This is a genomic window from Mesorhizobium sp. M7A.F.Ca.US.010.02.1.1 (assembly GCF_004023085.1).
Lineage (GTDB): Bacteria > Pseudomonadota > Alphaproteobacteria > Rhizobiales > Rhizobiaceae > Mesorhizobium.
In genome coordinates this window covers 77,013-103,064 of the sequence record NZ_RZRV01000021.1, presented here as the reverse complement: position 1 = coordinate 103,064, position 26,052 = coordinate 77,013, and the positions used below count along the sequence as shown (strand labels likewise).

Below are 26,052 nucleotides of genomic sequence, written 5' to 3'. Positions count from 1 at the left end.
CTTTCTCACCTGGCTGGCGTCGCCTCGCCTGCGGCCTAGATGAGGGACTATCGATCTGGTCTGTCGATGGCGACGCCGCCTTGATACGCGATGTCTCGTTTCCAGCGCGCCCGGTGTCGATCCGCTGGAGCAGCGACGGCACCTGGCTGGCCTGCGGGCTCGAAACCGGAGGCCTTGCCCTGGTCAGCATGGCCGATGGCCACGCTGACATCGTCGCAGGATTTCCATCGTCGGTGCGGACCGTGTGCTGGAGCGAGCCGGCGAATGCGCTGTTTGCCCCGGGCGCGTTCCGGATCGCCGGCTGGTCGATGACCGCGCCGCCGGTTGGCGGCGAAACCTCCGGCGCGCTGGAGACGGGTCGTGCCGGACTGGTGCTGGTCGAAACGGTGGCGGCGCACCCCGAGAAGAAACTCATCGCGGCCGGCTACGCCAACGGCCGGATCACCATCGCCCAGATCGGCGCCCGTGACGAACACCTCGTCAGGCCTCTGGGCAGCGCGGTCACCGCGCTTGCCTGGTCCGGCGACGGACGGCATCTGGCGGTGGGCGCCGTCGGCGGCACCGCCGCGATCGTCACCTTTCCAGCGCAGATGTTCAAATAAAGGACGCAGTCGGTATGAAACAGGAGGATGAAATGCAGACCGAACTCACCGCCGAAGACGAGAGCAAGGACGAGTTTTTCGAACGACTCGCCAAATTGGCGGAAGAAATGGTTGCCAAGCACGGCAAGGATTTCAGCATGGGCGCTTTGGTGCTTGCCGCCCGCTGGATTGCCGAGAACCGTGTTGGTCAATTGAAGACGAACTAGGATCAATTGCTCGGTCACGGCATCGGGCGGCGCTTTTTTAGGCCGCAGCGCTCGGACGACATTGCGCCGATCGGCGACGAAGGCGCCGGCGGCGAGGTCGCGGATCAGGCTCTCGTTGTGTCGGCCAGGGAGTCTGCTCAATCCTGGATATTGCAGCGGTGTTATAAGATTTCTGCAATTTTCTTATAACGCCGATTGCGTCGCTCAAGCTCATGCCGTTATAAGAGAGACGCATTTTTCTTATAACGGAGCCGCCACATGAAGACGGTCGATCTCGTTTATCGCACGATGTATGCGGAACTCGTCCAGCGCTCCCTTGATGCATCGTTCAAAACCGACTTCTCAACCGGGGGTAATTTCGTCCGGGTTCCGGTGAAGGGGCGGGATTACTGGTATTTTGAGGAAACCCAGCCTAAGAAAACGCGGAAGTATGTCGGCCCGTCCGACGATCCTGAGATTTCGAAACGCGTTGAAGCCTTCCAGGAGATCAAGGAAGATCTTCGCAGCCGTCGGAAACTCGTCTCCACGCTGACCCGCGAAGCAGGGCTGACTGCACCGGATCGGTTCACTGGCGATGTCGTTGAAGTCATGGGAGCAGCAGGAATCTTCCGCCTAAGAGGCGTGCTCGTCGGTACGGTTGCCTTCCAGACGTATGCGGGACATCTCGGCGTAAGATTGCCCGGTGCTTCATTGCAAACTGGCGATGCCGATTTCGCGCAGCACTACTCGATCTCGTCGTCAGTCGCAGACAGCCTGCCTCCGATCCTGGAAATCTTGAGAGAGATTGACCCAACCTTCAGGGAGATCCCCCACAGATCTCGTTCCGGGCACGCGACGCAATTCGAGAATGCAACGAGATACAAGGTCGAGTTCCTTACGCCAAACCGGGGATCCGATGACTACACCGACCACGCCAGTCCGATGCCAGCACTTGGCGGTGCTTCGGCGCAGCCTTTGCGTTTCCTAGATTTCCTGATCCACGAACCCATCCGGACGGTGATGCTGCATCGGTCAGGGGTGCCTGTAACCGTGCCGTCGCCGGAACGCTATGCAGTTCACAAGCTCATCGTCGCCTCCCGTAGGCAATCAGATAAAAACGGCGTCGCCAAGCGCGAAAAAGACGTCTATCAGGCCAGCCTGCTTGTCGAGGCACTGGAGGCCACCCGTCGCCAGGACGACCTTGCAACAGCTTTCTCTGAAGCGTGGGGCAGGGGACAACACTGGCGCGAGGCGATGCTGAAGGGGCTGGGCCTGATGCCGCCGAAAAAACGACAGGAGGTTGAGGAGACAGTCAGAAACGCTCTGGTTGAGATCGGCGAGGAGTTGGACGGCTTCAGCTTGGCCGTGAAGTCGTAGCCAGCAAAAGGGCGACCCGAAAGCCGCCCTCTCCATTTTCGCACTTGCCTAGCGATTCACTCCCAACACCGGGTCGGAACAAGAATTGTTCGCGCAGACACGCTAATGTCGAACGAAGCTCGAACACGCGCATAGATCTGTAGATGAAGCGACCGGGCTGGTTGAAAGCCTCCGGTCAATGACGAACCACTACCCCTTGGAATTTAGTGTGCCGAGGGAGAAGGCGAGTGGGTAGAAGACGGCTTGTCAGTTCAAGGAAGCGGCGATACTTCTGGGCATGGTGACGGACGAGGATAGCCTGATCCGTCACTTTACACTGGACCCGGCAGATAGATTGGAATGCGAACTCCGCCGGCGACCGCAGAACAAGCTTGGCTTCGCCGTTCACCTCTGCACGATGCGACAAACGGGGCGGCTCTTGTGGGACAACGAGCAGCCACCCGCGGCTGTGATCAACTGTCGTGCGGATCAGCTCGGAATAGACGCGCGCCTCTACGCCTTCTGTGCACATCGAGTACAGACGCGTTTCGATCACAGCCGGTCGTTGATGGCTTACCTCCGTCTCCGGGCTGCATCTCGAGACGATCGCCGTGCCGCCCTTGTGGCTGCAATCGACGCGGCAGCCAATGGCGATCACGGGTTGCCGATCGCGACAGCAGTCATTACCGAGTTCCGGAAATGAAACGCACTCCTGCCCTCGCTGGCCTGCGTTAGGAGCCGTTCACGGGATCGCGACGCCGCCTCTGTTCCGGATCACACAGCATCGACTCGATCTGGTCGCGGGATCGACCTACATCCTCTGCTAGGTCGCGTCGTCTTTACCAACATAGTGGCTTGGCGGCGCGCCCATGGTTTTCTTGAAAGCCCTGCTGAATGATGTCTCCGATCCATAACCGAGGCGAACATCCGGACGCGCCTGAGATAGTCAGCCGGCGTGATTTCGACGACAGCCACGAATTTGGCGGCAAATGACGCACGAGACGCACCCATTGCGTCAGCAAGGCTCTCGATTGTCCAGTTGCGCTCCGGATGCTGGTGCATCGCGACAAGAACACGCCCGATTTTCGAACGTTCCGACCGTTGCATTCATCGAAGAAGAAGGTGGTGCGGGTGGTCGGAATCAAACCGACGCTCCTTGCGAACGATTGGTCATGGATTTCGCCACGCTCGTGGAAAAGACGGCGCGCTTCAGCTTGCACGGCCTCGCCCTTATTTAGGCCGCCCCCGACATCCCCGTAGAGCTTCAGCGTGTCGATCAGTTCCAGAACCTGCGTGCGTTCCATCAGCTTGCCCTCCTGAGCTGCCGCGTCGCTCGCTCTTGACGTTTAACATCTACCGCCCTCTGTTTGAGGGGGGGGCAACGGATTCGCGCTCAATGATCGCGGTCGGCAAAATGAGCCTTTCCGCCGGGCGTTGATCTCCATTCAATCGCCGGATGAGCAATTCCGCGACACTCTTGCCAAGCGCATAGACGGGCTGGTCGATGACAGTGATGGGCGGTGTGGTGACGCTCGTCCAGTCCGCATCATGGAAGGTGATCAGCGAAATGTCCTCGGGGACCCGCAACCCGCGCTGACGGATCACCTTGAATATCTCCAGCGCTATGACGCTGTCGGAAGCGAGGATCGCTGTCGGCCGATCTGGTCCGGACAGCAGCTTGTCGGCAATCCTTCGCGTTTCGACAGGGCTTGTTGCACCAAGGCAAACGTGACGCTCTGGCCGGTCCATTCCGGCCTCTCGGCACACGGTGAGGAAACCGTCGATACGCTCGCGGACCGACGAGGTGTAGATTTGCCCGAGATGGCGGTATTCATGCCCTTCGGCGTCGACCGCCGTCACATAGGCGATCTTTCGGTGGCCGGCATCCGCAAGGATGCTGGTTGCCCGCATGGCGATGCCGTGATCGTCGACGGTGACGGTGTCGACATCCAGATCGGGCAGCGCCCTGTCAAGCAGCGCAAGCGGCCGGCCAGAACGATGGATGTCGCGCAGATGCGAGATGTCACGCGATTCCGACGGCGTAACGATCAGCCCGTCGACACGCTTGCCGATCAAAAGCCGCACGGCTGCCTTTTCGACTTCGATCCTCTCGCCCGAGTTGGCCAGGATCACGTTGAACCCGGCCGCCCTTGCCGCATCGCTGATACCCCGCACCGCCAGGCTGAAGAACGGGTTCTCGATATCGCCGACCACCACCCCGATGATGCCGGACCGGCCGGTCGTCATGCTGCGGGCCAGCTCGTTCGGACGATAGTCTAGTGCCTTGGCCGCGGCCATGACGTCCGCGCGGATCGTATCGCTGACAACGCCGTATCCGCCGAGCACGCGCGCGGCTGTCGCTTTCGACACGTCCGCCGCGCGGGCGACGTCGCTGACTGTTATCGAGCGGGTTTTGGGCGCGGTTCTTTTCATCGGATGAACGACTACAAGAGTTGTTGACGGACGGTCAATCTGGCGATAACGATTACCAAAGAGACCGGTCTCACACAATAAGAGACCGGTCTCTTTAAGAAATACCTGAGCAGGAGGCATAAGGACAGCCCGCAGTGCGGGCCGCTGCCACGGACGACGAACTATGTGAGGCCTGAATTACGGCCTCGACGCAAATGCCAAGAAGAACGTGCCAAGAAAAACAAACCTTCAGAGTGGAGAGAAGACATGAGCAGGATTGGAATTCTCAAGTCGTTGATGTCGCCGGTCCAGGCCGGCGCAATGGCTCTTATGGTTGCATGCATCGGAGCGGGTCTGGTCTCGCGGGCCGCAGCGGCGGATGACAATCCCTATGGTCTCATTGACGCCAAGGTGATCAGCGTCGGCACAATGAGCGACGACAAGCCCAGCACTTTCACGCTGGCGGATGGCACATTTACCGGGTTCGATGTCGAACTTTTCCTAAACGTCGCCGGCCGGCTTGGCTTCAAGCCTGAACAGGTGATCTTCACCGGCCAAGAGTTTTCGGCGCTCATGCCATCCGTCGCCAATGGTCGGTTCGACGTTGCCGTCGCCTCAATTGGCACGACGGAAGCGCGCAAGAAGACTGTCGACTTTTCCGATGGGTACCGTGTCGGCTATCTCACGGTCCTTACGGCCGACAAGACGATCACCGACATCCCAGCACTCAAGGGAAAACGCGTCGGGGTTGTACAGGGTACATTGCAGGAGATCTATGCCACAAAAAACTTTACCGGCGCAGATCTCGTTAGGTTTCCCGACAACAACTCGGCTGTGGTGGCGCTTAACAACGGGACCATCGACGCACATTTTCTCGATGACGAGCCTGCCAAGGATTATGCCAAGCGCTATTCCGACCTTAGGCCCGCCATCAGTTTTCCATCCTTCGACGCGCCTGCTGGGTTCGTTGTGCGCAAAGGCAACGACGCCTTTCGCGCTGCGCTGAGCACCGGACTGCATGCTGCAATGGAAGATGGAACCTGGAAGACGCTCTACCAGAAGTGGTTTCCTGGTGCGCCGATGCCGGATCAATATCTTCCCAAGAATTGACAATAGGGCCGCCGGTATAAATCCGGTGGCCTTTCGGTCTTCCACGACAAACGGAATAGCGAAGCGCCGACAAAGGGGAAAGAATGAACTGGCTAGAGAATATGCGCCGCAGTTTCCTGGATTGGCAGGGGATGGCGGAAGTTCTTCCCACCATGATAACGGTTGGGTTGAAGAATACGCTGATCTTGGCTGCGGCATCCACGGTGCTCGGTGTTGTTCTAGGCATGGCCCTTGCCGTCATGGGCATCTCGCAATCACGCTGGTTACGCATTCCTGCCCGGGTTTATACGGATGTTTTCCGTGGCCTTCCTGCAATCGTGACCATTCTGCTGATCGGCCAGGGCTTCGCCCGCATCGGCCGCGAAATCTTTGGGCCTTCGCCCTATCCGCTCGGCATCCTTGCCCTCAGTCTGATCGCCGGCGCCTATATCGGGGAAATCTTTCGTTCGGGGATCCAGAGCGTGGAGCGCGGACAGATGGAAGCCTGCAGGGCTCTGAGCATGAGCTATGGGCAGGCCATGCGCCTGATCGTGATCCCTCAGGGCATCCGCCGCGTGGTGCCGGCTCTGGTCAATCAGTTCATCGGCAACGTCAAGGATTCGAGTCTTGTCTACTTCCTCGGGCTGCTCACGTCGGAGCGCGAGATTTTTCGTGTCGGCCAGGACCAGGCGGTGGTCACCGGAAACCCCTCGCCATTGCTGCTGGCCGGCGTGTTCTATCTCGTCATCACCGTGCCCCTGACCCATATGGTCAATTACATCGACAATTCGCTGCGGGTCGGAAAGCAAAAGGCTGGCCTCGTCACCAGTGGTCTTGCCGAGGTTAGCGAACTGGAAAGCGCCATCGGCGGCCCGTCTTCGCAGACCAGCCCCGAAGACCGCTCGGCGCTTCCACGGTTCAAGGGCGGCAGTCTCGCGGTCAGCAATCTCGACATGGCCTATGGCGACCTCGATGTCCTGAAGGGCGTCAGCCTGACGGTCAAGCCCGGCACCGTCACCTGCGTCATCGGTCCGTCAGGGTCGGGCAAATCGACCCTGCTGCGCTGCCTCAACCGGCTGGTCGAACCCAAGGGCGATGACGTCCTGCTCGACGGCGCGAGCATCCTGGCGATGAAACCCGAAAAACTGCGCCGGCGTGTCGGCATGGTGTTCCAGCAGTTCAACCTGTTTCCCGACCACACGGCTCTGGAAAACGTCATGCTATCGCTGACCAAGGTCAAGGGAATCCCTGTGCGGGAGGCCGAGCGCATCGCCGAGGCGCGCCTGGCCGATGTTGGCCTGGCGGCCCGCAAGCATCATCGCCCCGGCAGCCTGTCTGGTGGTCAGCAGCAGCGTGTGGCGATCGCTCGTGCGCTGGCAATGGACCCTGAGGTTATCCTGTTCGACGAGGTGACCAGTGCTCTCGATCCCGAACTGGTGAAGGGCGTCCTCAACCTGATGGCGGACCTCGGCAGCCGCGGCATGACAATGGTGGTCGTGACCCATGAAATGGGCTTTGCCCGCAAGGTCGCCGACCAGGTCATCTTCATGGATGAAGGCCGCGTCATCGAGGCCGGCACGCCTGCCGCGATCTTCGACACGCCAAAAAGCGCACGCCTGAAGCACTTCCTGGCCGAAGTGCTGTGAGCCGTACTCGCCTCCGCCCCGGCCGCCCAATCCAACCTCTACCCGGTGAAAGAATATCTCATGGCTAAATTGCATTCGGTCTCAAAGGTCGTCGTTGTCGGCGGCGGTGTTTTTGGCGCGTCCTCGGCCGTTCATCTTGCGCGACTCGGCATCGAAACAGTCCTCATCAATGATGGACCGCTCGCGAAGGGAGCTTCCGGCCGCTCGCTTGCGTGGCTCAATTCCGCGCGCAAGCGGTCGCCGGAGTATCATCGCCTGCGCATGGTCGGTATTGATCGCTACCGAACATTGTCGGCGAGATATCCGGATGCTGCCTGGCTGCGTTTCGACGGTGGCTTGACATGGGACGCGGACGACGCCTCGAACGAGATCGCGGATGTCTTCGCTCATGAAAAGGGCCTCGGCTATGATGCGCAACATCTGTCCGCGGACGCCATAGCGCCAGTCACGCCAGGTGTCTCGGCAAGCGCAGTCACGCCTCAAGGTGCGATTTTCAACCCAGGCGAGGGCTGGGTCGACCTGCCGTCGCTGATCGAGCTCTTGGTTGCGGAATTCATGGAGCGCGGCGGGCATCTGGTCACCGATGCTGGAAGCGCGGCGGTCACGGTCGTCGACGGCAGCGCCACTGGCGTCACCACGACAAGCGGCATCAGCTTCGCTGCCGACGCGGTGCTGCTGGCGACCGGTGGTGATGTGCCGCGAATGGTCGCGGACTCCGGCCAACATGTTGCCGACGGGACGCCGATCGCGTTGCTGGTCAGGACAAAGCCGCTACACTTGCCTCTCCGGGCTGTGCTCAACACGCCGCGCGTCGCCATCCGCCCGACGCCGGACGGAGCCCTGGCGCTTGATTCCGCCTGGTCGGAAGAAGAGGTGGTCGTCAATTCGGATGGTACTTATGGCGTGAAGGGTTCGACCATTCAGGGGCTTCTCGACGAAGCCTCAAAGGTTCTCGAGGGCCATCCGAAGCTGGAATTGGAAAGCTATGGTGTCGGCCCCAAGCCGATCCCCGCGGACGGCGAGCCGGTATTCGGCCAATTGAAGGGCATCAAGGGATATTACGTCGCCTTCAGTCACAGCGGCGCAACGCTTGGCCTGATCGCCGGCGAGCTGCTTGCCGGCGAGATCGCCACCGGAAGAGAGCACCCACTCTTTGCAAACTTTCGGCCAGCTCGGTTTGCTTGAGGTCGTTGCGAAATCTGAACTGCCGCGAACTCATGAAGACGGTCATTGGGCGCGGCGTCGATCTGGTCTTGCGTCGGGATCCAGAGTGGTGCGTCGGCAGCCATGATCGCCTCCACGGTCGCCACCGCTTATGCAAATCGCAGAGCAAGATTTTGCACGAGGGCCGGATCTGAGCCACGTCGTCTCCGAGGCTCAAGCCTTAAAATGCGTTCGCTCAAGCATGGCACTTCTTGGGGTGATCCCAGACTGCTCAAGCCCTTAGTCCCAAGGCAAATGCCTCGGCAAATTCCAACTCGGCAGGATTGATGCCTGTGACGCAGCTTCTTTGTGACAAGTGGGAAACGACGGCTCCCGTAGCAACGTTACCTGCCGATCCGGGAGCGTACGGGCAACCACCAAGCCCACCTGCGGAACTGTCAAAAGTCGCTATCGTTCGCTCCAAAGCAACGTCAATATTTTCCAGAGCTCGCCCGAAGGTATCGTGGAAATGGCAGGCCAGCATCGATGCCGGAACTACTTCAAGCACTCGAGCCAGCATGGCATCCACCTGTTCTGGTGAGCCTCTGCCGATCGTATCTGCGACGGCAATCTCAAAACAGCCAAGTTGCATCAGTCGCGAACAAACCATCGCAACCACATCGGGTGCGATTTCGCCCTCGTAGGGACATTCGACGGCGCAAGAAACGTAGCCGCGAACTGGAATGCCATGCGACTTCGCGAGGCTGATCACCGGCACGAATCGCTCCAGGCTTTCGGCTATGGTGCAATTAATGTTTCTGGACGCGAACGTTTCCGAGGCACTGGTAAAGACCGCCAATTGGTCTGCGCCCGCGGCAATCGCGGCGATGGCACCCTTGTCGTTGGGCACCAGCACGGAGCGTATCAAGCCTTCTCGCGCCGGCGTCCGCCGCATCACCGCGTCATGATCGGCCATCTGGGGCACCCATGCTGGCGAAACGAACGCGGTGACTTCGATACGAGAGAGACCAGCATCAGCCAGCAGACGGATAAGCTTTAGCTTGTCCTCCGTCGAGACGATGCTTTTCTCGTTTTGCAGGCCGTCACGAGGACCCACCTCGACAATCGTGACCTTGCGATCGCCGCTCATCAATGGACGGCCGCGTACATGATCGTTTCTTCCGTAGCAATTCGACGGTCCATTTCCTCGACGATCTTGCCCTGCCGGGCAATGAGGATGCGATCGGAGAGGTTGAGTATCTCGGGCAGGTAAGACGAGATTACAGCGACAGCGATTCCCTGGTCAGCAAGCTGGTTGATGAAGGTATGGATTTCGGCGATGGCGCCGACGTCGACGCCGCGCGTCGGCTCATCGAAGACCACAAGTCTTGGCTTCTGGACGAGCGCCTTGGCAATCACGACCTTCTGCTGATTGCCTCCGGACAGTTCGATGACTTTCGCGTCCGGGTCGATGGCTCGCACATTGAGACGTTTACGCCATTCCTCGGCAACAGACCGTGCTTGCTTCATCGACACGATGTTGAAGCCGCCAAACGATTGTCCGCCGAGTTGGCCCATATAGATGTTTTCGGCGATGCTCATCGTCTCGAAGAAGCCTTCCGCCTTTCGCTCCTCGGTCACATAGACAATGCCGTCACGCACAGCCGGCGCGGGCACCAGATAGCGCTTGGCTTGGCCATCGATCTTGACTTCTCCGCCATGAAAGAAGTCGCGTTTCAGAACCCCGCATACCACCTTCAGCGTCTCGGTCCGGCCGGAGCCGACCAGGCCGAAAATCCCGGTCACCTGCCCCGCATACAGCGAAAACGATGTGTTGCGCACCATGTTGCCCATTGAGAGATTTTCGACCGAGAGCACTTTTTCGCCACGCGGCCTTGGGGCGCGCATGCGCGAGGCGCCGCTGTAGATCTCATCTGTCAGCGTTCGGCCGACCATGGCCTGAATGATCTTCTGGCGGTCGAACGCCGCAGCCTCGTCCGAGGCCACCAGCCTGCCATCTCTCAGGATTGTAATCCGATCCGCAACCATGAGCGCCTCTTCAAGCGCGTGCGAAATGAAGATGATGGAGACCCCCTCGTCCTTCAGCTTCCTGATTAGCTTGAAGAAATAGCTCTTTTCCTCCGGGGTAAGGGTCGCCGTGGGCTCATCGAAGATGATTACCTTCGCCTTGTGATGCACCGCTCGCGCGATCTCGACCATCTGCTTCTGTGCGGCGCCTAAAGAGCCCACGATGGCTGAAGGATCGACATGGAAGTTCAGGGACTGGAGGAATTGCTGCGCGGAAATGTAAATGCCGCGAAGCCGGTTCAGAGGCTTCTCTTTTCCCAGATAAATATTCTGAGCGACGGACATCGACGGGACCAGGCTGTTTTCCTGGTAGACCATGGCTATCCCTTTCGCGAGCCCCTCAGCCGGGGTTGCGAGCTTCTCCTCACGGCCGTTGATGAACATCTTGCCGCTGCTGAGCGGATAGACGCCGGCAAGGATCTTCGTCAGGGTCGACTTTCCGGCACCATTCTCGCCAAGCAGCGCATGAATCTCACCGGGCAGCAGCCGAAAGTCGACATCCGAGAAAGCGGGATTGCCACGAAAATCCTTTGTAGCGGCCTTGAGTTCGACAATCGGTGTCATGCCGCCGACCCCATCAAGACCGAGAGGTCGTCCGGCTCGGTCGGCGAGAGATGATGGAGCGCAAGGACTTCGCCTCGACCTTTGGAGGCGACGAGCAGCCTGTCGCCGGTCTCGACGCAGGATGTGATGCCGTGCCGCTGGCCGTCGGCCCTGCTATGGGCGCTCCAAACGGGCTGGAAGCTGTCATCGAGGCGAAGCAGAAGACCATAGGAACGGCTCGGTGCCCAGGGTTTGTGGATGCCCAATCGGATAACGCTGCCTGCTTGCAGCGGCTCCTTGAAGCTGCGTCCGCTGGAGAGCGCCGGCGCGACCCAATATTCCGGTGCAATTGTTTTCATCATCTCGCGCCTGTAGCGGTCTTCGCGCAGCACGAATTCCTGCAGCTGGGAGCGCACCGCAAACATCGTCAGCCAGTATCCAGTCTGGCTGGCGGGCTGAATCCGCCCGGGATAGGCGGGCAAATCCGCAACCACGGCAATGCAGTCGCCGCCGGCAATGTCCAGCGTCAAGAGGCGATGTTTCCAGGCTTCAGCCACGACCAGTTTGCCGGCCCCGGCAACGGCAACGCCCGAGGGAAATCCCAGTCCGCCTTTGATGAGGCTTGCAGTTCCCGATCCGAGATCAAGCCTCACGACACTTCCGCTGCGGCCAAGATTCAGGAGATCCCGGCTCCATTCGAGGGCCGAATGGGCGCTTGAACCATTGCAAACGACCAGCGTGTCTTCATCCAGGAAAACAGCGGCCGTCGGGCAGTTGAGCTGCTGGCCGGACAGGTTCGCGGCAAGTCGCTTGCCATGATGGCGACCGCCGACAATCGCGATGCCAAGCCTGTCCAATCCCAGGGCAAGAGCGCCCTGCGGTGATGCGGACAGGAATGTGATCTCGGCATCGAAAGTGCTTCGAATCGACGTGCTTCCGCTGTCGTGAAGCTCAACCAGCCGATTGCCGGAGGTGAGCAGCACCTGGCCACCCCCGATCGTCAGATTATCCGCCGCCTCCACCATCGAGACGCTGGCAATGCGCTCCAGGTAATTGTTGGGCTTGAGCGCGCCGTCCATGACCGGAACCGTGATGGAATGTTCGCCACGCCCGCCCATGAACTTGTCGAAGATCCTGCCGATGCGGCCAGACATGCTCATGCGTTTGCTCCCCAATAGGACGTTTGTGACGTCCAGTCTGGATCAGCATCTGGCAGCTTGAGACGACCTATCCGATCATTGTAGAGCCCGCCGAGATACAGATATCCCTTGTGCTCGCGCATCGACGTCACCATCGGATGGTTCTTGCCTCCAAGGTCCCAATAGGATTCCACGATTTCGCCGTTCGGCTTGAATTTGAGCACGCATCCCGTGTTGATGTTCGGAAAGAGCCATTCATCGCGGGCGACACGCTTGGCCATGCGTTTGCGCAGCGACGGCATTCTCATCGCCAGATCGAGAGCCGGCGATCGCATGCCGACAAGAGCCACCCAGAAGCTTCCGTCCGAGGCCCGATTGATGTTGTCTGGATACCCTGGAAGATTTGGAATCGTCGTCTCGCAGGTGCCCTTCCTGGGACCGTCGAACCAGTAGCGGTTTACACGGCAGCCCCAGGTTTCGGCGAAGAAGAACGATTGACCGTCGCCGGCCATGCAGACCCCGTTTGGAAACTGCAAATTTCTGAGGATCGTTTTCGTCGAACGATCGCGCGGATTAAAGCAGATTAAGCGGCCATTGCCCCGGCTCTCCAGCGCATCCGTCGCCCAGTCGTGCATGTCGTAGCGGATGGTTGCCTCGGAAAAGAAGATGCGGCCATCCGGCGCGATGTCGAGATCGTCGGCAAGCTTCAGACGGGAATCGTCGATCACCGAGAGAGCCGTCCGCTTGGTCTCGTCGGTCAGCTTTGTCACCTGCCGATCCGGCGAAACCTGATAGAGGCCCATCCCACCGATACAGACATTCAGGTTCTCGCTGGCGTCAAAAGCCAGCCCCAGCGGGTGGCCTCCGATATGAACGAATATCTCCCATTTGGTGTAGTCCGGCGCGAAGAAGCGAACGATGTCGCCGTGCCGATTTGGACAGTAGAGATTGTCGTTCCGGTCGAAGATGACGTCCTCGGGACCTTCGATCTCGCCCTTGCCGATGAGCGAAACATCCTTCAATCGATCGTTGAGCGCGTAGGGACTGTCGGATCCCGCGTCGGTCTCGGGAAGGGCCGGGAGACGGAAGTAGCCGGGTGACACGTAAACCTTGTTCAGGAGCTTGTGCCGGTTCTTCAGCCAGCGGACGTCGATGGCCACGACTGCGAGCAGGACAATGCCGAGGATCATCGAACTGATGCCGCCGCTGATCCCGATGCGAACCATGCTGTCAGTCAAAATGAGCACGACAACCGCGCCCAGCACCGATTTTACCACCGAGCCACGCCCGCCCCCGAGACTGTTGCCGCCAAGAACGGCGGCGGTCAGCGCCGCGATCTCGAGGCCGACCCCGGTATCTGATCCCGCACTGCCCAGGCGTGCGGCGAAAAACACGCCGGCCAACGACACGAGCACGCTCGACCAGACATAGGTGGTGAAGATCGTGAACTTGACCCGCAGGCCGGCATTGTAGGCGGAACGACGGCTGCCGCCGACCGCCGTGATATGCCACCCGGCCCGTGCTCTGGTCAGGATGACGTGCCAAAGCCCTATGACGACGATGGCGACGAGGAAAGCGAATGGAATGCTAAGGACCTGACCTTCTCCAATAAAGTACCAAAGGTCGGACTCCGGGAAAACCGCCGAGATCTGGACTGCGTAACGCAGGAGAAGGATGTCGACGATCGATCGGATGATGATCAGCGTGACCAGCGTTGTCAGGAACGCCCGGATGCGCAGATAGCCGATCAGGAAGCCGTTGACCGCACCGCAGAGGGCGCCGACGGCCAGCGTGGCCATCACGGTGGCCCACACCGGCCATCCCAGCAAGGTGATGCAGATAAGGGCCGTGATGTTGGCCAAGGCAAACACGCTGCCGACCGAGAGATCGAGGCCGCCAGCAAGCAAGACAATGCCCATGGCGACGACGACCAGCGAAAACTCCGATAGCTGGCGCGACGTTTCCGTCAGGCTCGACAACGTGAAGAAATGCGGATTGTGGAGAACAAAAAAGCCAATCGTCAAGATCGTCGCAAGCACGGGAACGGCGTTGTCGCTCCAGCGCTTGGTCAGCACTTCGCCAAGCACCTTTTCCGGAAAATAGCGAAAATAGAGGCGCTCGATGGCTTCCATCTAAAGATCCTAACTGCAGACATGGCTGGGAAGGCCTGCCGCGTTTCCACGCGGTGGCCTGATACAAAGTTACTTTTTGAGCTGATCCAAATCCCAGCAGCTGTTCGTCGACATCGTTTCCTTGCTGATGATCTTGTTTGGCGTGTACAGCGCGAACTTCACGGCGCCTGCTGCTTCCTTCGATTGCAGCAACACCTTGATCGCGTTGTTCAGATCGCGGCCCTGGCCTTCGACGTCGTAGGAGATGACCTCCTTAAACGTTCCGTTTTCCACCCCTTGGCATGCCGTCTTGTTGCCGCCACCGGATGTGATCAGATAGATATCCTTGCCGGATTCCTGGATCGCGGCCCCCGTTCCGGCGTCCATCACATCCCAGAAGCCGATGATGCCGCACAGGTCTGGGTTCTGCTGGATCACCGTCTGTGCGATACCGCGCGCCTTCGACTGATCCCAGTCGCCGGTCTGGCTGGAAACGATCTTGATGTCGTCATGACCCTTCAGCGTCTCGGAGATCGCGTTGAGCTGATAGACACTGGCCGCTGCCGTCGCCGGCCCCTGGATGACCGCGATCTTGCCGCTCTTGCCGCTCGCCTTGCCGCACTTCTCGATCATGCGATTGGCAGCATACTGGCCGATGCCAAACCAGTCCGCCCCGACAAAAGCGTCCGTCTGGTAACTCGACTTCATGTTGACCTGGATGACCTTGATCCCCGAATCCTCGGCCTTCTTCAGCGTGCGCGCGTAGGACGCGACGTCGAAATTCTGCACCACGATCACGTCGGGTTTTTCGGTGATCGCCTGGGTCAAGGCACGCGTGCCGGTATCCGTGCTCCAGTTGGCGTCGCGGATATCGAGGGTGTAGCCCAGCCGTGTCGCCTCCTTCTGCATGATCGCTGCCCAACCCTCCGGCAGATCGAAACTCATGGACATCGGCACGAAGATGACCTTCTTGCCGGCGAGTGAATCAAGCGTCGGCTGTCTCAATTCGTCGACCATGCCCTCCTGCGCATGGGCAGCGCCCAATGAGAGCATGCCGGCCACAACCGCTGCCGCGGCATATTTCACTATCATCATGTTGGTTTCCTCCCGTTGGATGATATTGAGCGTCAGATGTCTCCCTGCTGCGACGTCTGTTCATCGCGAGGGTTGAGAAGCGCGTCCACGATCAAGGCTCCAAGCAGCACCGTGCTTTTGACCAGGTTCTGGACGGTGTAGGAGATGTCGAGGATCGTCATGCCGTTGAGCAGGAGACCGATCAGCACCGTGCCGACCAGCACGTTGCGGACGCCTCCCCTTCCGCCGGTGAGGCCGATGCCTCCCAGGATGACCACCAGCAGAACGTCGTAGATGAGCGTGGAATTGACCATCCTCATGTTCATGCTGGCGACGGAGGCCGCCGTCACGCAACCGGCGAGAAAGGCCATGACGCCGGACAGCACGTATTGGAAGATGATCATCGGCCTGACGGGAATGCCCGTGATCCGCGCGGTCGAGATGTTGTCGCCGATGGCGTATATGAACCGCCCGAGCCCTGTCTTGCGAAGAAAGAAATAAAGAGCTGCGGCACAGACGGCGAAAAGCCAGATCGGTACCGGGATTCCAAGCAGGCTGCCGCGCCCCAGGAACAGGAACCAGTTCAAATTGTCCGGCACATTGTTGACATCGAGCGTGGCAATCACGCCGCGCCCCAATCCGTAGACGATCGCCGATACTGCAAGGGTCGCAAAGATGGCGGGGATTTCGACATAGGCGATCAGAAAACCCATGATGATCGCGACAGCGATGACGAAGGCAAGGCCGAGCACCAAGGCCGTTGAAAAGGCATAGCCCTGGTTGGCCAGAACGATCGAAAAGGTCAGCGACACGGCCATCACCGCGACCAGCGAAAGATCGACGCCGCGCCCGATCACGACGACCGCCATGCCAAGGCTCAGCATGCCGAGCATGGCCACGTTTCGGATCAGATTAAGGATGTTGTCCCGGCTGAGAAAGTTGTCGAGCGTGATCGAGAAATAGGCGAAGAGGGCGATCGAGACGAGGAATACGATCAGCTCCTGCGTCACGCCAATGCGATGGCCAGCGCCCTTGCGCGGGGCATTCGATGCCAGGTCTTGGGGAGCGCTCGACATGGTCACTTCCCCTTTCCGGCGAAAGCAGCAAGGCCGCGCTTGGCGTCATCGCTCCTGAAAGTCCGCTGCCCCAGTATCGCTTCCTGGCGAAATGCCTCCGTGAGCGGCAAGTCTTGCAATGTGAGGGCGGCTTCCTTGATCGTCTGGACGGCGGTCGGGCTCAGGCTTGCGATATGTTGCGCCGTTTCAAGAGCGACACGCTCGACGTCCTGGCTATCCACCGCCTGATTGACCACGCCTTTGGCGAGCATCTCGGCCGCCGTAAAACGCCGCGCGGTCAACATGATCTCCATCGCATGGGCGTAACCGATCTGCCTGACGAGACGCACCAGCGTCCCGCCGGCAGGCACAAAACCGAGCGTCGCTTCAGGCAGCTGGAAAATGGCGTCATGCGCCACAATCCGGATATCGGTCGCGAGCATGATCTCGAAGCCACCGCCAAAGCACATGCCCCGGATCGCGCTTATGATCGGCTTGAAGAACCCAGGGAACTTGATGTGGGCCGGGTCCCAGGCAGAGATGTCGAAAGTACCCGCGGCAAGCGCCGGAATGGATTCTTTTAGATCGGCTCCGACGCAGAAGGCGCGCTCGCCGCTGCCCGCGAGGACGACTGCCCGAATGGCATCATCATCCTTGGCGGCCTTGAAGGCGCGGCCCAGATCCTCATACATGGCCAAGGTCAGCGCATTGAGCTTCTCCGGTCGATTGATCCGGACAGTGGCAACGTAACCGTCTTGGGTAAGATCAATCCCCATCTAGATCGCTCCCCCGGCCCTGAGCGCATGCAGCTCCTCTGGAGAAAGGCCTGCCAATTTCCCAAGGATCAGTTCATTGTGCTCTCCTGGCGCGGGCGCCGATTGGGGCGCAGCCTCAACCGCTCCCGAAAGCTTTATCGGCAACCCAAACATGCCGATAAGCTTGCCGGCAATCGGAACCTTGACGATCATGTTCCGCGCGGCGATGTGCGGGTCCTCGACCACTTCCGCAATCGTCTTGATCGCGCTCAGCGGGATCTTGTCGCCCGCGATCTCCTCCAGTTCGGCCTTGGTGTAGCGGCTGAACCAGCGGTTGAGCAGCGGATTGACCTTCGTCTCCGCCACTGTCGGATCGAACCGCTTCTCCATCGTGTCGATGGCAGGGTCGGATGCCTTGTCGGGCTCGCCGAACAGGCCGCAGGTAATCGCCCAGAACTTGTCCGTGTAGCCGCCGAAGAACACATAGCCATCCTTGCAGGGGAACTGGCCGTAGGGGCGCACGAAGGGGTGGTCATTGCCGAGTGGCGAGGCGATTTCGTTCTTCACCGTGTAACGAACAACAGCATTTTCCGTCAGCGTCAGCACGGAGTCCTGTTGCGAGACGTCGACCACCTGTCCGAGGCCGCTTTTGTCCGCCTCGCGCAGCGCTGCGAGAGTGCCGATCGCAGCATACAAGGACGCCGCGAGGTCGCCGATGATAGTGCCCACCCGAACCGGCGGCCGATCCGCATAGCCGTTCATCGACCACAGGCCGCCTGACGCCTGTCCGGTGTTGTCATAGGCAGGCTTTGATGCGTTTGGCCCGCTGCGGCCATAGCCGCTGATCGCGGTGTAGATCAGCTTGGGGTTTTCGGCTTTGAGAACCTCGTATCCGAGATCCAGCCTGTCCATGGTTCCCGGTCGAAAATTCTCGACCAGCACGTCGGCCCGGCGCACGAGCTTTTTCAAGAGCGCCTTGCCGTCAGCGGATTTGAGATTGATCGTGATTCCCAGCTTGTTGCGGTTGAACTGCGAAAAGAAGGCGCTGAGTTCCGCACCCTCGTCGCCGAAGAAAGGAGGGAAGGTACGGGCGTAGTCCGGTTCGTCCGGATGCTCCACCTTGATCACGGTCGCGCCAAGGTCGGCCAGCAACATCGAGCAGAAGGGGCCGGCGACGACACGTGTGATATCGAGAACGGTCAACCCGCTTAGAGGGCCCGTCCGTGTTGGAATCGCGTCATTCCCATAGGCTTCGGTCACGTCATTCTCCCGGAAAACAATCCTGAGAGATATCTGCCCGGATTCTTGGGTCGCGCAATCGAGCATTGCCGGCCGCCGCATCGCCAACCGACGGCAATCGATTTTTCAGCATCGCGGTGCCGCATGATCTCAGACCTTTTCCGCCCGGATCAGCTCAAGCACATCCTTGGCGCGATCGACGCGCACGTCATGGTTGGAGGACAGAGTCGACGCCACCCTGTCGATCTCGTCACCGGTCGCGCCGGCGACGATTGCGATGTTGCGGGCATGCAGCGCCATGTGGCCTCGCTGGATGCCCTCGGTGGCCAAGGCGCGCAGTGCCCCCATGTTCTGGGAAAGCCCAACCGCCACCGCCACCTCGGCAAGCTCCTGGGCACTTTCGACCCCGAGGATCCTGAGGGCGGCGCGGGCTGCCGGATGGGTCTTTGTCGCGCCACCCACAAGGCCTAGGGCCATGGGCATCTCCAGGGTGCCGACGAGATGGCCCTTGGCATCAAGCTCCCAGGTCGACAACGCGGTGTAACGCCCTGAGCGCGAAGCCCACACATGCGCGCCCGCTTCTATGGCGCGCCAGTCATTGCCCGTGGCCACCACGATCGGATCGATGCCGTTCATGATGCCCTTGTTGTGGGTGGCGGCACGATAGGGGTCGACGATGGCGAGGGCGCATGCCTCGACAATGCCGCGGGCGATGCGGTCACCCTTGTATTCGTCGGTCTGCAGCGTCTCGGGGGCGACGGTCACCATTGCGCGCGCGATACGGAGATCGGCGAAGTTCGACAGGATGCGAAGCCGCACCACGCCGCCGCTTATCGCTTCGATCATCGGCGCGACGGCTTCAGCCATCGTGTTCACCGTATTTGCGCCCATCGCATCACGCACATCGACGATCAGGTGAACGACAACCATGGGGCCGGCATTCGTCTGATCGAAGACGTGGACTTCGACATCGCGGCACCCTCCCCCAAGCGATATCAGGACCTTGTCCTTGAGATTTGCAGCGGCGATGATCGCCTCGCGTTCCCTCAGGATGCGGGCGCGGGCACCATGCGGGTCACGCACCTCAAGCACCTGCACCTGAGCCCGCATGATCGGCCCGGTGCTCGACGTGAAGAAGCCGCCGCTCTTGCGGGCAAGACGAGCCATGTACGACGCCGCGGCGACGACCGAAGGCTCTTCGACGGCCATGGGTATCAGGTAGTCCCGGCCGTTGATCGTGAAGTTCGTGGCAACTCCGATTGGAAGTTCGAACGTGCCGATCACGTTCTCTATCATGCCATCGGCAAGCGCAATCGGGAGGCCGCCGCCGACAAACACGCGGCGCTCGGCGTCGGTCAGCGACACGACATCGCCCACCCGGCCAAGTCTCTCGGCTGGCGAAAGATTACGCAGGTTCTCGATGCGCGAATTGATGACGGAACGCTCTCCGCCCTTTTCTGTGCCGGTCACAGATGCCTCCCACGCAATTTGTCATTTTCCTCTTGAAACAAGCATGATCATTGTTACCATCCCAAGAAAGGTACAGATCGGAGAATTTGTCTGAATCTGTACCCATCGGAGGTGACGTTGAAGGCGACAGAACCCGGCGGGAAATCTGGTGCCACTCTTGCGGAGAATGTCGCGGCGCGGCTGGTCGAGGATATTGTCGCCGGCAACCGGGCGCCGGGAAGCAAGCTGCCTTCGATCAGGAATGCGGCCCGCGAATATGGCGTGTCGAAGAACACCATAGTCGAAGCCTACGACAGATTGGCGGCATCTGGTCATGTAACGCCGAAGGCCCGGTCCGGATTCACGGTCAGCAAGACCGCGCAAATGAATGGAACGAGGCCGAGGCACGTATCGGAAGCCGTCGACATCGCTTCGCTCCTCAATGCGCAGCTGGAGGAGAGTTTCGAGATCCGGGTCGGTGACGGCCGCCCGCCCCCGGCATGGGCCGAGGAGTCCGAGATAAGGCGCCATCTTGGGCTGTTCGGTCGCGGCCCTTCCCAAGGAGCGGACGGCTACGGGTCCGCCTGGGGCTTTCCTCCTCTGCGGCAGCAGATCGCGCGACGCCTGTCGAACCAGAACATTCAGGCGACTGAAAAGGAAATCCTGCTCACGTTCGGCGCCAATCATGCGCTCGATCTTGTCGTTCGGGCGTTCCTGGCGCCTGGCGATGTGGTGCTCGTCGACGAGCCCGGATATTACCCGCTCTTCGCCAAGCTCAAACTGGCGCAGGTTCGGGTCATCGGCGTCCGGCGCCTGCCTGACGGACCAGATATCGAAGACTTTGCCGAGAAGGTTTCGGCAGAGCGGCCAAAACTGTTCTTCACGCAATCAATTGGCCACAACCCAACCGGCGGCTCGATTAGCCTATCGGTCGCTCATTCAATTCTCACCGTCGCAGCGAGGCATAACGTCACCATCGTTGAGGATGATCCCTTTGCGGATCTCTCCCTGGTTCCACCCAATCGGCTTGCAACGCTCGACCAACTCAACCACGTGATTTCGATAGGTACTTTTTCCAAAACCCTGTCCGCCAGCCTGAGGTCAGGCCATATCGCAGGCCGCGCCGACAAGGTCGCGGCACTTGCGGAACTGAAGATGCTGACAACGGTAAACAGCTCTGGTCACGTCGAACGGCTTCTTCACCGCCTGATCTCCGAAGGCCACTATGATCGCCACCTCAGGCGCCTCGCCCAACGCATCGAGACGGCAGCAACTCGGGTGCATTCAGCCCTCAGCCAGAATGGGTATTCGATCTTCGCCGGCAACGGCGGCGGCTACTACCTCTACCTTATGCTACCCCGAGGCATAGACGACATAGAACTCGCTCGACTGGGCGCCAAGGAAAGCATTTTCATAGCGCCTGGAACCGTTTTTTGCATCGACAAACAGAGTCCAATGGCGGCCGGCATCCGCATAAATGTGTCACGGGCGGATGACGAAAGGTTTTTCGACTTCCTATTGAGAAAGCTTTCTTAGTTCCGACCACCGCTCATCGTGACCTAACACTTGCCGATGTGGCGCTCCAGCATCGCCAAGAACCGCTCGCTGTCGGCCGGGTTTCCGGCTTCGATGACGAGGTCAAGGATCAGCCCGCTTCGGCCGGCAGTCAAATTGAGCTTGTGGGCATAATCGACGTCGCGGCTGCCCTTGACGATGATGCCGGCATGCGGCTCGAACAAGCTGACCAGCCTGTCGCCGCACTGTAGCGCCTCGCCGCCCAGGACCCACCGCTCTGTCTGGGCGATGATCTGTTTAATCAGCGGCCGGTAATGGCGGATCTGGGCCTGGCACAGTTGGCCGGCCGGGCCCGTGGCCAGGGCCAACTGCGCAGCTGCCTGCTCGACATAACCCACGACGACGCCGGGCTTGCCCTTGGCATCGGCATAGGCCCAGTCGGCCGCGGCGCTGGAGACCTGCATGGCGTCAGTCCAAACATTGGCGAACACGCTGTTCTTGAGGCCGTGAATGTGTCTGAGCTCCAGTTTCGGGAGATTTCCTTATCAATCCAAGACTGCCATTTATGCGACGTCTTGAGCCACCGACGAGACAGGCCAAGCCGAGCTGCCGCAATACTGAGGCAAGCGAAAATCGCAGTATGGAGCCAGTTCTAATCTGGGGGTATCGAGTTTGACATAACTCCGCAAAACGCAGAAACGCCGGAGTGTTCTGCAGGTGATTAACGTCAGTCGCCGGCGCCCGACCCAGCTGTTCCAGTTCGTGGAAATATCGACAGGAGGGCCGACCGCACGTTCATGATGTCTGCGGTCCCGGCGGAGCTCGATAGAGAATGATCCGTCCGGTCGGCAGAATCTGGGTAAGGAAATCAAAATCGCGGACGTTGCCGGTCAGCACGCCCGCGCCCAACTGACGCGCCTGCAGGAATACGAGGGCGTCATTTACGAAGCGGCGCTCGTGCCCCTCCCCCTTGGGCAGATTGCTCAGCCGGAAGAGCAAGCCAGCCAACACACCGGCCTGTCCCCACATCGCTGCATCCGGGGCATGAAGACGGTGGTCCGGAATGTCCTCCACCGTGGCTTTGATTGTCTCGAGGACAGCTTTTGTGGAGGCATGCTTTGGGTCGAGCCGGCCAAAGGCGTGGGTCAGCTCAGAAAGGCAGACCGTGGAATGGTGGCATCGGCGATAGGTAAGCAGCGTATCGACTTTAACCGGTGCTCGTCCTTGCAGGACATCCAGATAGACGCACGTATCCAGAAACACTGGTCCCCCGATCGCGGGTTCGTTTGCAACCCATGGGAGATCATCGTCGGCCCTACGCTCCAGCGTTCCGGTGTACTTTTGCGGTTTGAGCGATCGGAGGGTCTCGGAAAGATCAAAACCCAAGATCTATGTCCGCCGGGATGCTGCCCTTGCGTCCGACCAAGCGGGCGCCAAAGTCATCTTCGAGAGCCAGGCGCGACAGCGCCAGTTCCAACAGCTCCGTGTCCGAGGTGACATGAGCGCGCTTCTTGGCCGCCTCGATCAACTCCGAAGGCACTCGCCCCGAAAGGCGGGTATTCTTCGCCGCGCCGAGCAGTCCGGCGGCTTTCGCTTGCTCGAGTACAAGCTTATTGCGGGTCGATGCGACCTTTGCTTCGCTTTCTGAAGCGGTCCGTGTTTGCGCGGCCATCAGAACCTCCTGTGTTCAACAGAATATAGATTGCGTTGAACGCATAAGCAAGGCTTAGTAGACCCCGCGAGTTGGGGTTGCATCGGCTTCGCCGACGAGGCCAAGCGCAACCGCTATCTGAGACTGTCCAGCCCCAGTACATTGGTGGCGATCTACGTCACCAAGGGCAAAGGGCCAGAGGATGCGGGGTAAGGTCGGCTGCGCAAGGTGCGAAGGGTATGGCGGTCGGACCTCCTGCAGTTCCCGCTTGGTTATCCCTGCAGTGCCTACGTCCCGAACTTGCAAGGATCGAGTGGAATCATGTTGCGGTGCCCGCAATCGTCTCGTAGGCCGGCGGCCGCCTTTGGAGCGAACTGAACCTCGATGAATGCGTCAGCAATGTCCGCTCCTCGAAGCGGGCTAGAGGCTGTGCACGGCCGACATTGGCGCATTGCAGTCCGGCAGCCTGATTTCTCAGAATTGCCGATAGCGGATCGTTTTACAGTCCACCGTCGCATGTATCAGATCAGGCTGTTATCTTCTCTCCCAACAAGGCTCGCAGCTGCGGTAACGCCGCGTGCGCCACCGCCTTTGGTGGTTGGGTGAACATGCAAGGCGGTTCAGCAGCGCCTAAAAGGCAGGTCTTTTGCCAATCCTCAGTGATGGACCAACAATCGCCGCAGACACGGGGCGCAATATTGATATTGTTTGGGTAGGCGTAATAGCCGATCGGCGTCGGACCGAAAACGACACCACACGGCGTCCCTACACAGCTTGCGATATGAACAAGCCGCTGCCGCCGGGGTTGCCTTGGGCGCGAGTTCGCTGGCGGCCATCGTCGCGTCTGGGGCTGCCGCGTTGCCGATGGGGGGCACCGCACACCAGATGGCTGCCAGCCTCTACGGCGCGATGCTGGTCTTCATCGGTTGGAATTCGATGAGACGGGCGCTGTCGATCAAGATTGGCGTCAACGAGCCGAAGCCGGTTCCGGTCACCCGATACTTCCGGCTGGGTCCGTCACAGCAATGGCAAATCCCGCCACCGCATTGTTCTTCGCGTCCTCCACGCTGAGTTTAGGGGCTCGCGGGGCGACCCACATATCCTTGGCTGTGCTGGTTTTTGCCATTGCCATTGCCTGGTTTGGCCTACTCGGTCTCTGTATTTCCCAACCGGCTGCCCGCCGATTTTACACTCGTTTCCGACAGCATGCGGACATCGTCCTAGGAGGCGCCTTGATGGCGCTCGGCTTGGCTGCGTTTGGTCGTTGGTGAGATGCGTTCCTCATCGGTCGCAGAGTGGTTCACCGAACTCGAAACACCGAGGCTGAGTTCCGGTTTCTGGAGATTCCCCTCCCAATTCCACGTTGCCATTTATGCGACTTTTGAAGCACGAAGCGTGAACATAGACGTTTTGCGCCAGAAGGGGTCATTCGGCTGCGGTCCAGAGGCTTGGCGCGGGAGAGTAAACCCAGACCCGCGCCGGCTTTGCCACGAATGACCGCCAGGGAGATCAGCAGCCTGACGCAGAAGTCGGCTGGGTACTCCGGACCACGAATCCAACGCCGACGGGAGATTTTAAGTACCAGGCTCGGCGTTGTCGCCACGGAAGTGGTAGCTGTCCACCACCCTCTCGCGAGCAGGGCCGAACAGTGGCGTCGAGAGTAGATCCTCCAGCTTGGCATTGGCCGACCAGGGCTCGTCTATGAGGCACCAGTCAAGCAGGGAGTGGGCGCCATCTTTGGAGATCAGCAGCCCAACGCCGATCCGAGTTTTCAGATCGTACTTCGCCGCTCGCGTGAACAGCTCCACGGCGTTCGTTCTCATCCTAATACCGTCCTCGCCGGTCACCGGCCAGTCGGGGTCCATACTTGCGACCATGAAAGTGCAGTCTGTCTGCGGGAATGCGAATCTGAAAGGTCGACGAGGTGTTCCGGCCTTGCTAGCCTCGAGGGAGACGACAAGCCGCCTTTTGAACTCGCGCCAGATGGATCGCGGGACGCGAGCGAATTCCTCCATGATCCGGTAGTAGTCCGTGCTCCTTTCAGGGTTGACGATGTGAAGTTGGAGGTCCCGTAGGATGTATGAAAGATCAAACCCGCCAAGGTCCTGCACGAAGGCGCGCAACTTCTCGATCGATCCAGGCTCCGGCAAATCCATCTCCGACAGGAACGCGACCATGATGTCGGGCTCCTCCACGACGACGCGGGCCTCGCGCAGTTGCGGCAGGACCGACTCTCGATATTCGAAGTACAGCCGCACGTCGTCGGGGACGCGCAGTTTGTCCAATATTCCCAGATAGTCGTGCGCGGCCACGATATGAATGAAACCAACCGTGGCCGAGACGTGGAACTTGGTCTCCCAACAGTCCGCAGGCAGCAGCCGACCAGGAAGGAAGACGACGATCTTCTTGATGTCTAGGAGGTCGACCCCCTTCACCGCTATCTCGTGACCCTGTGCGTTCGTGAGGCGGATCTCCTCGTGCTCGGCCAGGTACCGCACCGTGTCCTTGATCTGATCCGTCGCTTTCCGGAGGACTTTCCTCCGGAACCACTGTCGCTCAGCCTCAGGGTCCGACGTCTCCTCAGCCCGTTCCTTGAGCTGGAACACCATAGCCAATGATCCGATCTTCACCATTCCGTCCGCCAGTTCGACCTGCTGTTTCGGACGAGGGAAGAATCTCGTTTCGGAGAAGGTGAACTCCTTCCAGAAAGTGGTGGCATTGAGCTGTGAGGTGAATTTTTCAAGCGTCATGTCGTACAGATAGGCTATTGCCGGTACACGTTGAAGTGCGGCTAGGGGTCGCCTTTGCGGGTGCTCTCTTTGACGTCGAGAGCAAAGCCCAGATGCTCGAGCACCGCGGCGCATGGCACCTTGTCCTTCAGTTCTTCAGTTGCTGCTTTTCCATCCTGCTCCGCACGCGCTTCGCGCGTTCCTTCTGACTTCAGCCCTACCCCACACTTCGGGGACGGGACCCGAAGTCCGCGAAGAGCAAGGCGGGAAA

At 59.8% G+C, this 26,052-nt stretch carries 21 protein-coding genes and 2 pseudogenes; 8 read left to right on the top strand and 15 right to left on the bottom strand.

From position 1 onward, the window contains the following. The 4 genes from EOA19_RS21505 to EOA19_RS21495 all read left to right on the top strand — a co-directional run. The coding region (locus EOA19_RS21505) for a WD40 repeat domain-containing protein (RefSeq protein ID WP_206638080.1) at positions 1 to 602 on the top strand (602 nt) is incomplete at its 5' end. 32 nt (positions 603 to 634) lie between these two features. Continuing rightward, positions 635 to 808, top strand: coding sequence for a hypothetical protein (locus EOA19_RS35330; RefSeq protein ID WP_164780526.1), 174 nt, complete (start codon positions 635 to 637; stop codon positions 806 to 808). A 258-nt stretch (positions 809 to 1,066) separates the two neighbouring features. Then, positions 1,067 to 2,164: a GSU2403 family nucleotidyltransferase fold protein gene (locus tag EOA19_RS21500; protein WP_128304756.1), complete on the top strand. Its 1,098-nt coding sequence runs from the start codon at positions 1,067 to 1,069 to the stop codon at positions 2,162 to 2,164. A gap of 277 nt (positions 2,165 to 2,441) precedes the next feature. Then, complete coding sequence (locus EOA19_RS21495; protein WP_127297720.1) at positions 2,442 to 2,846, top strand: DUF4158 domain-containing protein; 405 nt, start codon at positions 2,442 to 2,444, stop codon at positions 2,844 to 2,846. 120 nt (positions 2,847 to 2,966) lie between these two features. On the opposite strand, the pseudogene EOA19_RS35940 reads toward EOA19_RS21495, so the two are convergent. Further along, positions 2,967 to 3,226, bottom strand: a pseudogene (locus tag EOA19_RS35940) (AraC family transcriptional regulator); the annotation flags it as partial. Between the two features lie 270 nt (positions 3,227 to 3,496). Next, complete coding sequence (locus EOA19_RS21485; RefSeq protein ID WP_127296741.1) at positions 3,497 to 4,576, bottom strand: LacI family DNA-binding transcriptional regulator; 1,080 nt, start codon at positions 4,574 to 4,576, stop codon at positions 3,497 to 3,499. Between the two features lie 276 nt (positions 4,577 to 4,852). On the opposite strand from EOA19_RS21485, the gene EOA19_RS21480 reads away from it, so the two are divergent. From EOA19_RS21480 to EOA19_RS21470, 3 genes are all read left to right on the top strand, one after another. Then, positions 4,853 to 5,665 (top strand): ABC transporter substrate-binding protein, encoded by an 813-nt coding sequence (locus tag EOA19_RS21480; RefSeq protein ID WP_127296737.1) that lies wholly within the window; start codon positions 4,853 to 4,855, stop codon positions 5,663 to 5,665. 83 nt (positions 5,666 to 5,748) lie between these two features. Beyond that, positions 5,749 to 7,290 (top strand): amino acid ABC transporter permease/ATP-binding protein, encoded by a 1,542-nt coding sequence (locus EOA19_RS36435; RefSeq protein ID WP_128304754.1) that lies wholly within the window; start codon positions 5,749 to 5,751, stop codon positions 7,288 to 7,290. A gap of 60 nt (positions 7,291 to 7,350) precedes the next feature. After that, positions 7,351 to 8,475, top strand: coding sequence for an FAD-binding oxidoreductase (locus EOA19_RS21470; RefSeq protein WP_127296735.1), 1,125 nt, complete (start codon positions 7,351 to 7,353; stop codon positions 8,473 to 8,475). Between the two features lie 250 nt (positions 8,476 to 8,725). On the opposite strand, the gene EOA19_RS21465 is transcribed toward EOA19_RS21470, so the two are convergent. The 9 genes from EOA19_RS21465 to EOA19_RS21425 all read right to left on the bottom strand — a co-directional run bounded on the left by EOA19_RS21465 (position 8,726) and on the right by EOA19_RS21425 (position 19,907). Continuing rightward, complete coding sequence (locus EOA19_RS21465) at positions 8,726 to 9,583, bottom strand: hydroxymethylglutaryl-CoA lyase (RefSeq protein ID WP_127296734.1); 858 nt, start codon at positions 9,581 to 9,583, stop codon at positions 8,726 to 8,728. Continuing rightward, positions 9,583 to 11,085: a sugar ABC transporter ATP-binding protein gene (locus EOA19_RS21460; RefSeq protein ID WP_128304753.1), complete on the bottom strand. Its 1,503-nt coding sequence runs from the start codon at positions 11,083 to 11,085 to the stop codon at positions 9,583 to 9,585. The genes EOA19_RS21465 and EOA19_RS21460 overlap by 1 nt, the downstream gene beginning before the upstream one ends. Then, complete coding sequence (locus EOA19_RS21455; protein WP_128304752.1) at positions 11,082 to 12,224, bottom strand: strictosidine synthase; 1,143 nt, start codon at positions 12,222 to 12,224, stop codon at positions 11,082 to 11,084. The genes EOA19_RS21460 and EOA19_RS21455 overlap by 4 nt, the downstream gene beginning before the upstream one ends. Continuing rightward, positions 12,221 to 14,335, bottom strand: coding sequence for an SMP-30/gluconolactonase/LRE family protein (locus EOA19_RS21450; RefSeq protein WP_128304751.1), 2,115 nt, complete (start codon positions 14,333 to 14,335; stop codon positions 12,221 to 12,223). The genes EOA19_RS21455 and EOA19_RS21450 overlap by 4 nt, the downstream gene beginning before the upstream one ends. 69 nt (positions 14,336 to 14,404) lie before the next feature. Then, positions 14,405 to 15,409, bottom strand: coding sequence for a sugar ABC transporter substrate-binding protein (locus EOA19_RS21445; protein WP_127296731.1), 1,005 nt, complete (start codon positions 15,407 to 15,409; stop codon positions 14,405 to 14,407). A 32-nt stretch (positions 15,410 to 15,441) separates the two neighbouring features. Then, positions 15,442 to 16,464: an ABC transporter permease gene (locus EOA19_RS21440; protein WP_127296730.1), complete on the bottom strand. Its 1,023-nt coding sequence runs from the start codon at positions 16,462 to 16,464 to the stop codon at positions 15,442 to 15,444. A 2-nt stretch (positions 16,465 to 16,466) separates the two neighbouring features. Next, a complete protein-coding gene (locus EOA19_RS21435; protein ID WP_127296729.1) occupies positions 16,467 to 17,219 on the bottom strand; it encodes an enoyl-CoA hydratase/isomerase family protein in 753 nt (250 codons plus the stop codon). Beyond that, positions 17,220 to 18,458 (bottom strand): CoA transferase, encoded by a 1,239-nt coding sequence (locus tag EOA19_RS21430; RefSeq protein WP_245486249.1) that lies wholly within the window; start codon positions 18,456 to 18,458, stop codon positions 17,220 to 17,222. Positions 18,459 to 18,587: 129 nt separating this feature from the next. Beyond that, the gene (locus EOA19_RS21425) at positions 18,588 to 19,907 is read right to left on the bottom strand and encodes a hydroxymethylglutaryl-CoA reductase, degradative (RefSeq protein ID WP_127296727.1); all 1,320 of its coding nucleotides are present in this window, start codon (positions 19,905 to 19,907) and stop codon (positions 18,588 to 18,590) included. Positions 19,908 to 20,018: 111 nt separating this feature from the next. Here EOA19_RS21425 and EOA19_RS21420 point away from each other — a divergent pair, with 111 nt between their 5' ends. Then, positions 20,019 to 21,422, top strand: a complete 1,404-nt coding sequence (locus EOA19_RS21420; protein ID WP_245486247.1) for a PLP-dependent aminotransferase family protein — start codon at positions 20,019 to 20,021, stop codon at positions 21,420 to 21,422. 35 nt (positions 21,423 to 21,457) lie between these two features. On the opposite strand, the pseudogene EOA19_RS21415 reads toward EOA19_RS21420, so the two are convergent. From EOA19_RS21415 to EOA19_RS21395, 4 genes and pseudogenes are all read right to left on the bottom strand, one after another. Next, positions 21,458 to 21,799, bottom strand: a pseudogene (locus EOA19_RS21415) (ISNCY family transposase); the annotation flags it as partial. 397 nt (positions 21,800 to 22,196) lie between these two features. Next, positions 22,197 to 22,787, bottom strand: a complete 591-nt coding sequence (locus EOA19_RS21410; protein ID WP_127296725.1) for a hypothetical protein — start codon at positions 22,785 to 22,787, stop codon at positions 22,197 to 22,199. Beyond that, positions 22,777 to 23,073 (bottom strand): hypothetical protein, encoded by a 297-nt coding sequence (locus tag EOA19_RS21405; RefSeq protein WP_127296724.1) that lies wholly within the window; start codon positions 23,071 to 23,073, stop codon positions 22,777 to 22,779. The genes EOA19_RS21410 and EOA19_RS21405 overlap by 11 nt, the downstream gene beginning before the upstream one ends. A gap of 1,553 nt (positions 23,074 to 24,626) precedes the next feature. Continuing rightward, entirely contained in the window at positions 24,627 to 25,802 is a 1,176-nt protein-coding gene (locus EOA19_RS21395; RefSeq protein ID WP_128304750.1) for a hypothetical protein, read from the bottom strand. Positions 25,803 to 26,052 lie beyond the last annotated feature (250 nt).

Bases quoted from the DNA above. Each gene is read 5' to 3' on its own strand.
- EOA19_RS21470 (WP_127296735.1), top strand. From the start codon at position 7,351: ATGGCTAAATTGCATTCGGTCTCAAAGGTCGTCGTTGTCGGCGGCGGT.
- EOA19_RS35330 (WP_164780526.1), top strand. From the start codon at position 635: ATGCAGACCGAACTCACCGCCGAAGACGAGAGCAAGGACGAGTTTTTC.
- EOA19_RS21395 (WP_128304750.1), bottom strand. From the start codon at position 25,802: ATGACGCTTGAAAAATTCACCTCACAGCTCAATGCCACCACTTTCTGG.
- EOA19_RS21480 (WP_127296737.1), top strand. From the start codon at position 4,853: ATGTCGCCGGTCCAGGCCGGCGCAATGGCTCTTATGGTTGCATGCATC.
- EOA19_RS21495 (WP_127297720.1), top strand. From the start codon at position 2,442: ATGGTGACGGACGAGGATAGCCTGATCCGTCACTTTACACTGGACCCG.
- EOA19_RS21445 (WP_127296731.1), bottom strand. From the start codon at position 15,409: ATGATGATAGTGAAATATGCCGCGGCAGCGGTTGTGGCCGGCATGCTC.
- EOA19_RS21465 (WP_127296734.1), bottom strand. From the start codon at position 9,583: ATGAGCGGCGATCGCAAGGTCACGATTGTCGAGGTGGGTCCTCGTGAC.
- EOA19_RS21460 (WP_128304753.1), bottom strand. From the start codon at position 11,085: ATGACACCGATTGTCGAACTCAAGGCCGCTACAAAGGATTTTCGTGGC.
- EOA19_RS21450 (WP_128304751.1), bottom strand. From the start codon at position 14,335: ATGGAAGCCATCGAGCGCCTCTATTTTCGCTATTTTCCGGAAAAGGTG.
- EOA19_RS21455 (WP_128304752.1), bottom strand. From the start codon at position 12,224: ATGAGCATGTCTGGCCGCATCGGCAGGATCTTCGACAAGTTCATGGGC.
- EOA19_RS21500 (WP_128304756.1), top strand. From the start codon at position 1,067: ATGAAGACGGTCGATCTCGTTTATCGCACGATGTATGCGGAACTCGTC.
- EOA19_RS21485 (WP_127296741.1), bottom strand. From the start codon at position 4,576: ATGAAAAGAACCGCGCCCAAAACCCGCTCGATAACAGTCAGCGACGTC.
- EOA19_RS36435 (WP_128304754.1), top strand. From the start codon at position 5,749: ATGAACTGGCTAGAGAATATGCGCCGCAGTTTCCTGGATTGGCAGGGG.
- EOA19_RS21435 (WP_127296729.1), bottom strand. From the start codon at position 17,219: ATGGGGATTGATCTTACCCAAGACGGTTACGTTGCCACTGTCCGGATC.
- EOA19_RS21440 (WP_127296730.1), bottom strand. From the start codon at position 16,464: ATGTCGAGCGCTCCCCAAGACCTGGCATCGAATGCCCCGCGCAAGGGC.
- EOA19_RS21405 (WP_127296724.1), bottom strand. From the start codon at position 23,073: ATGGCCGCGCAAACACGGACCGCTTCAGAAAGCGAAGCAAAGGTCGCA.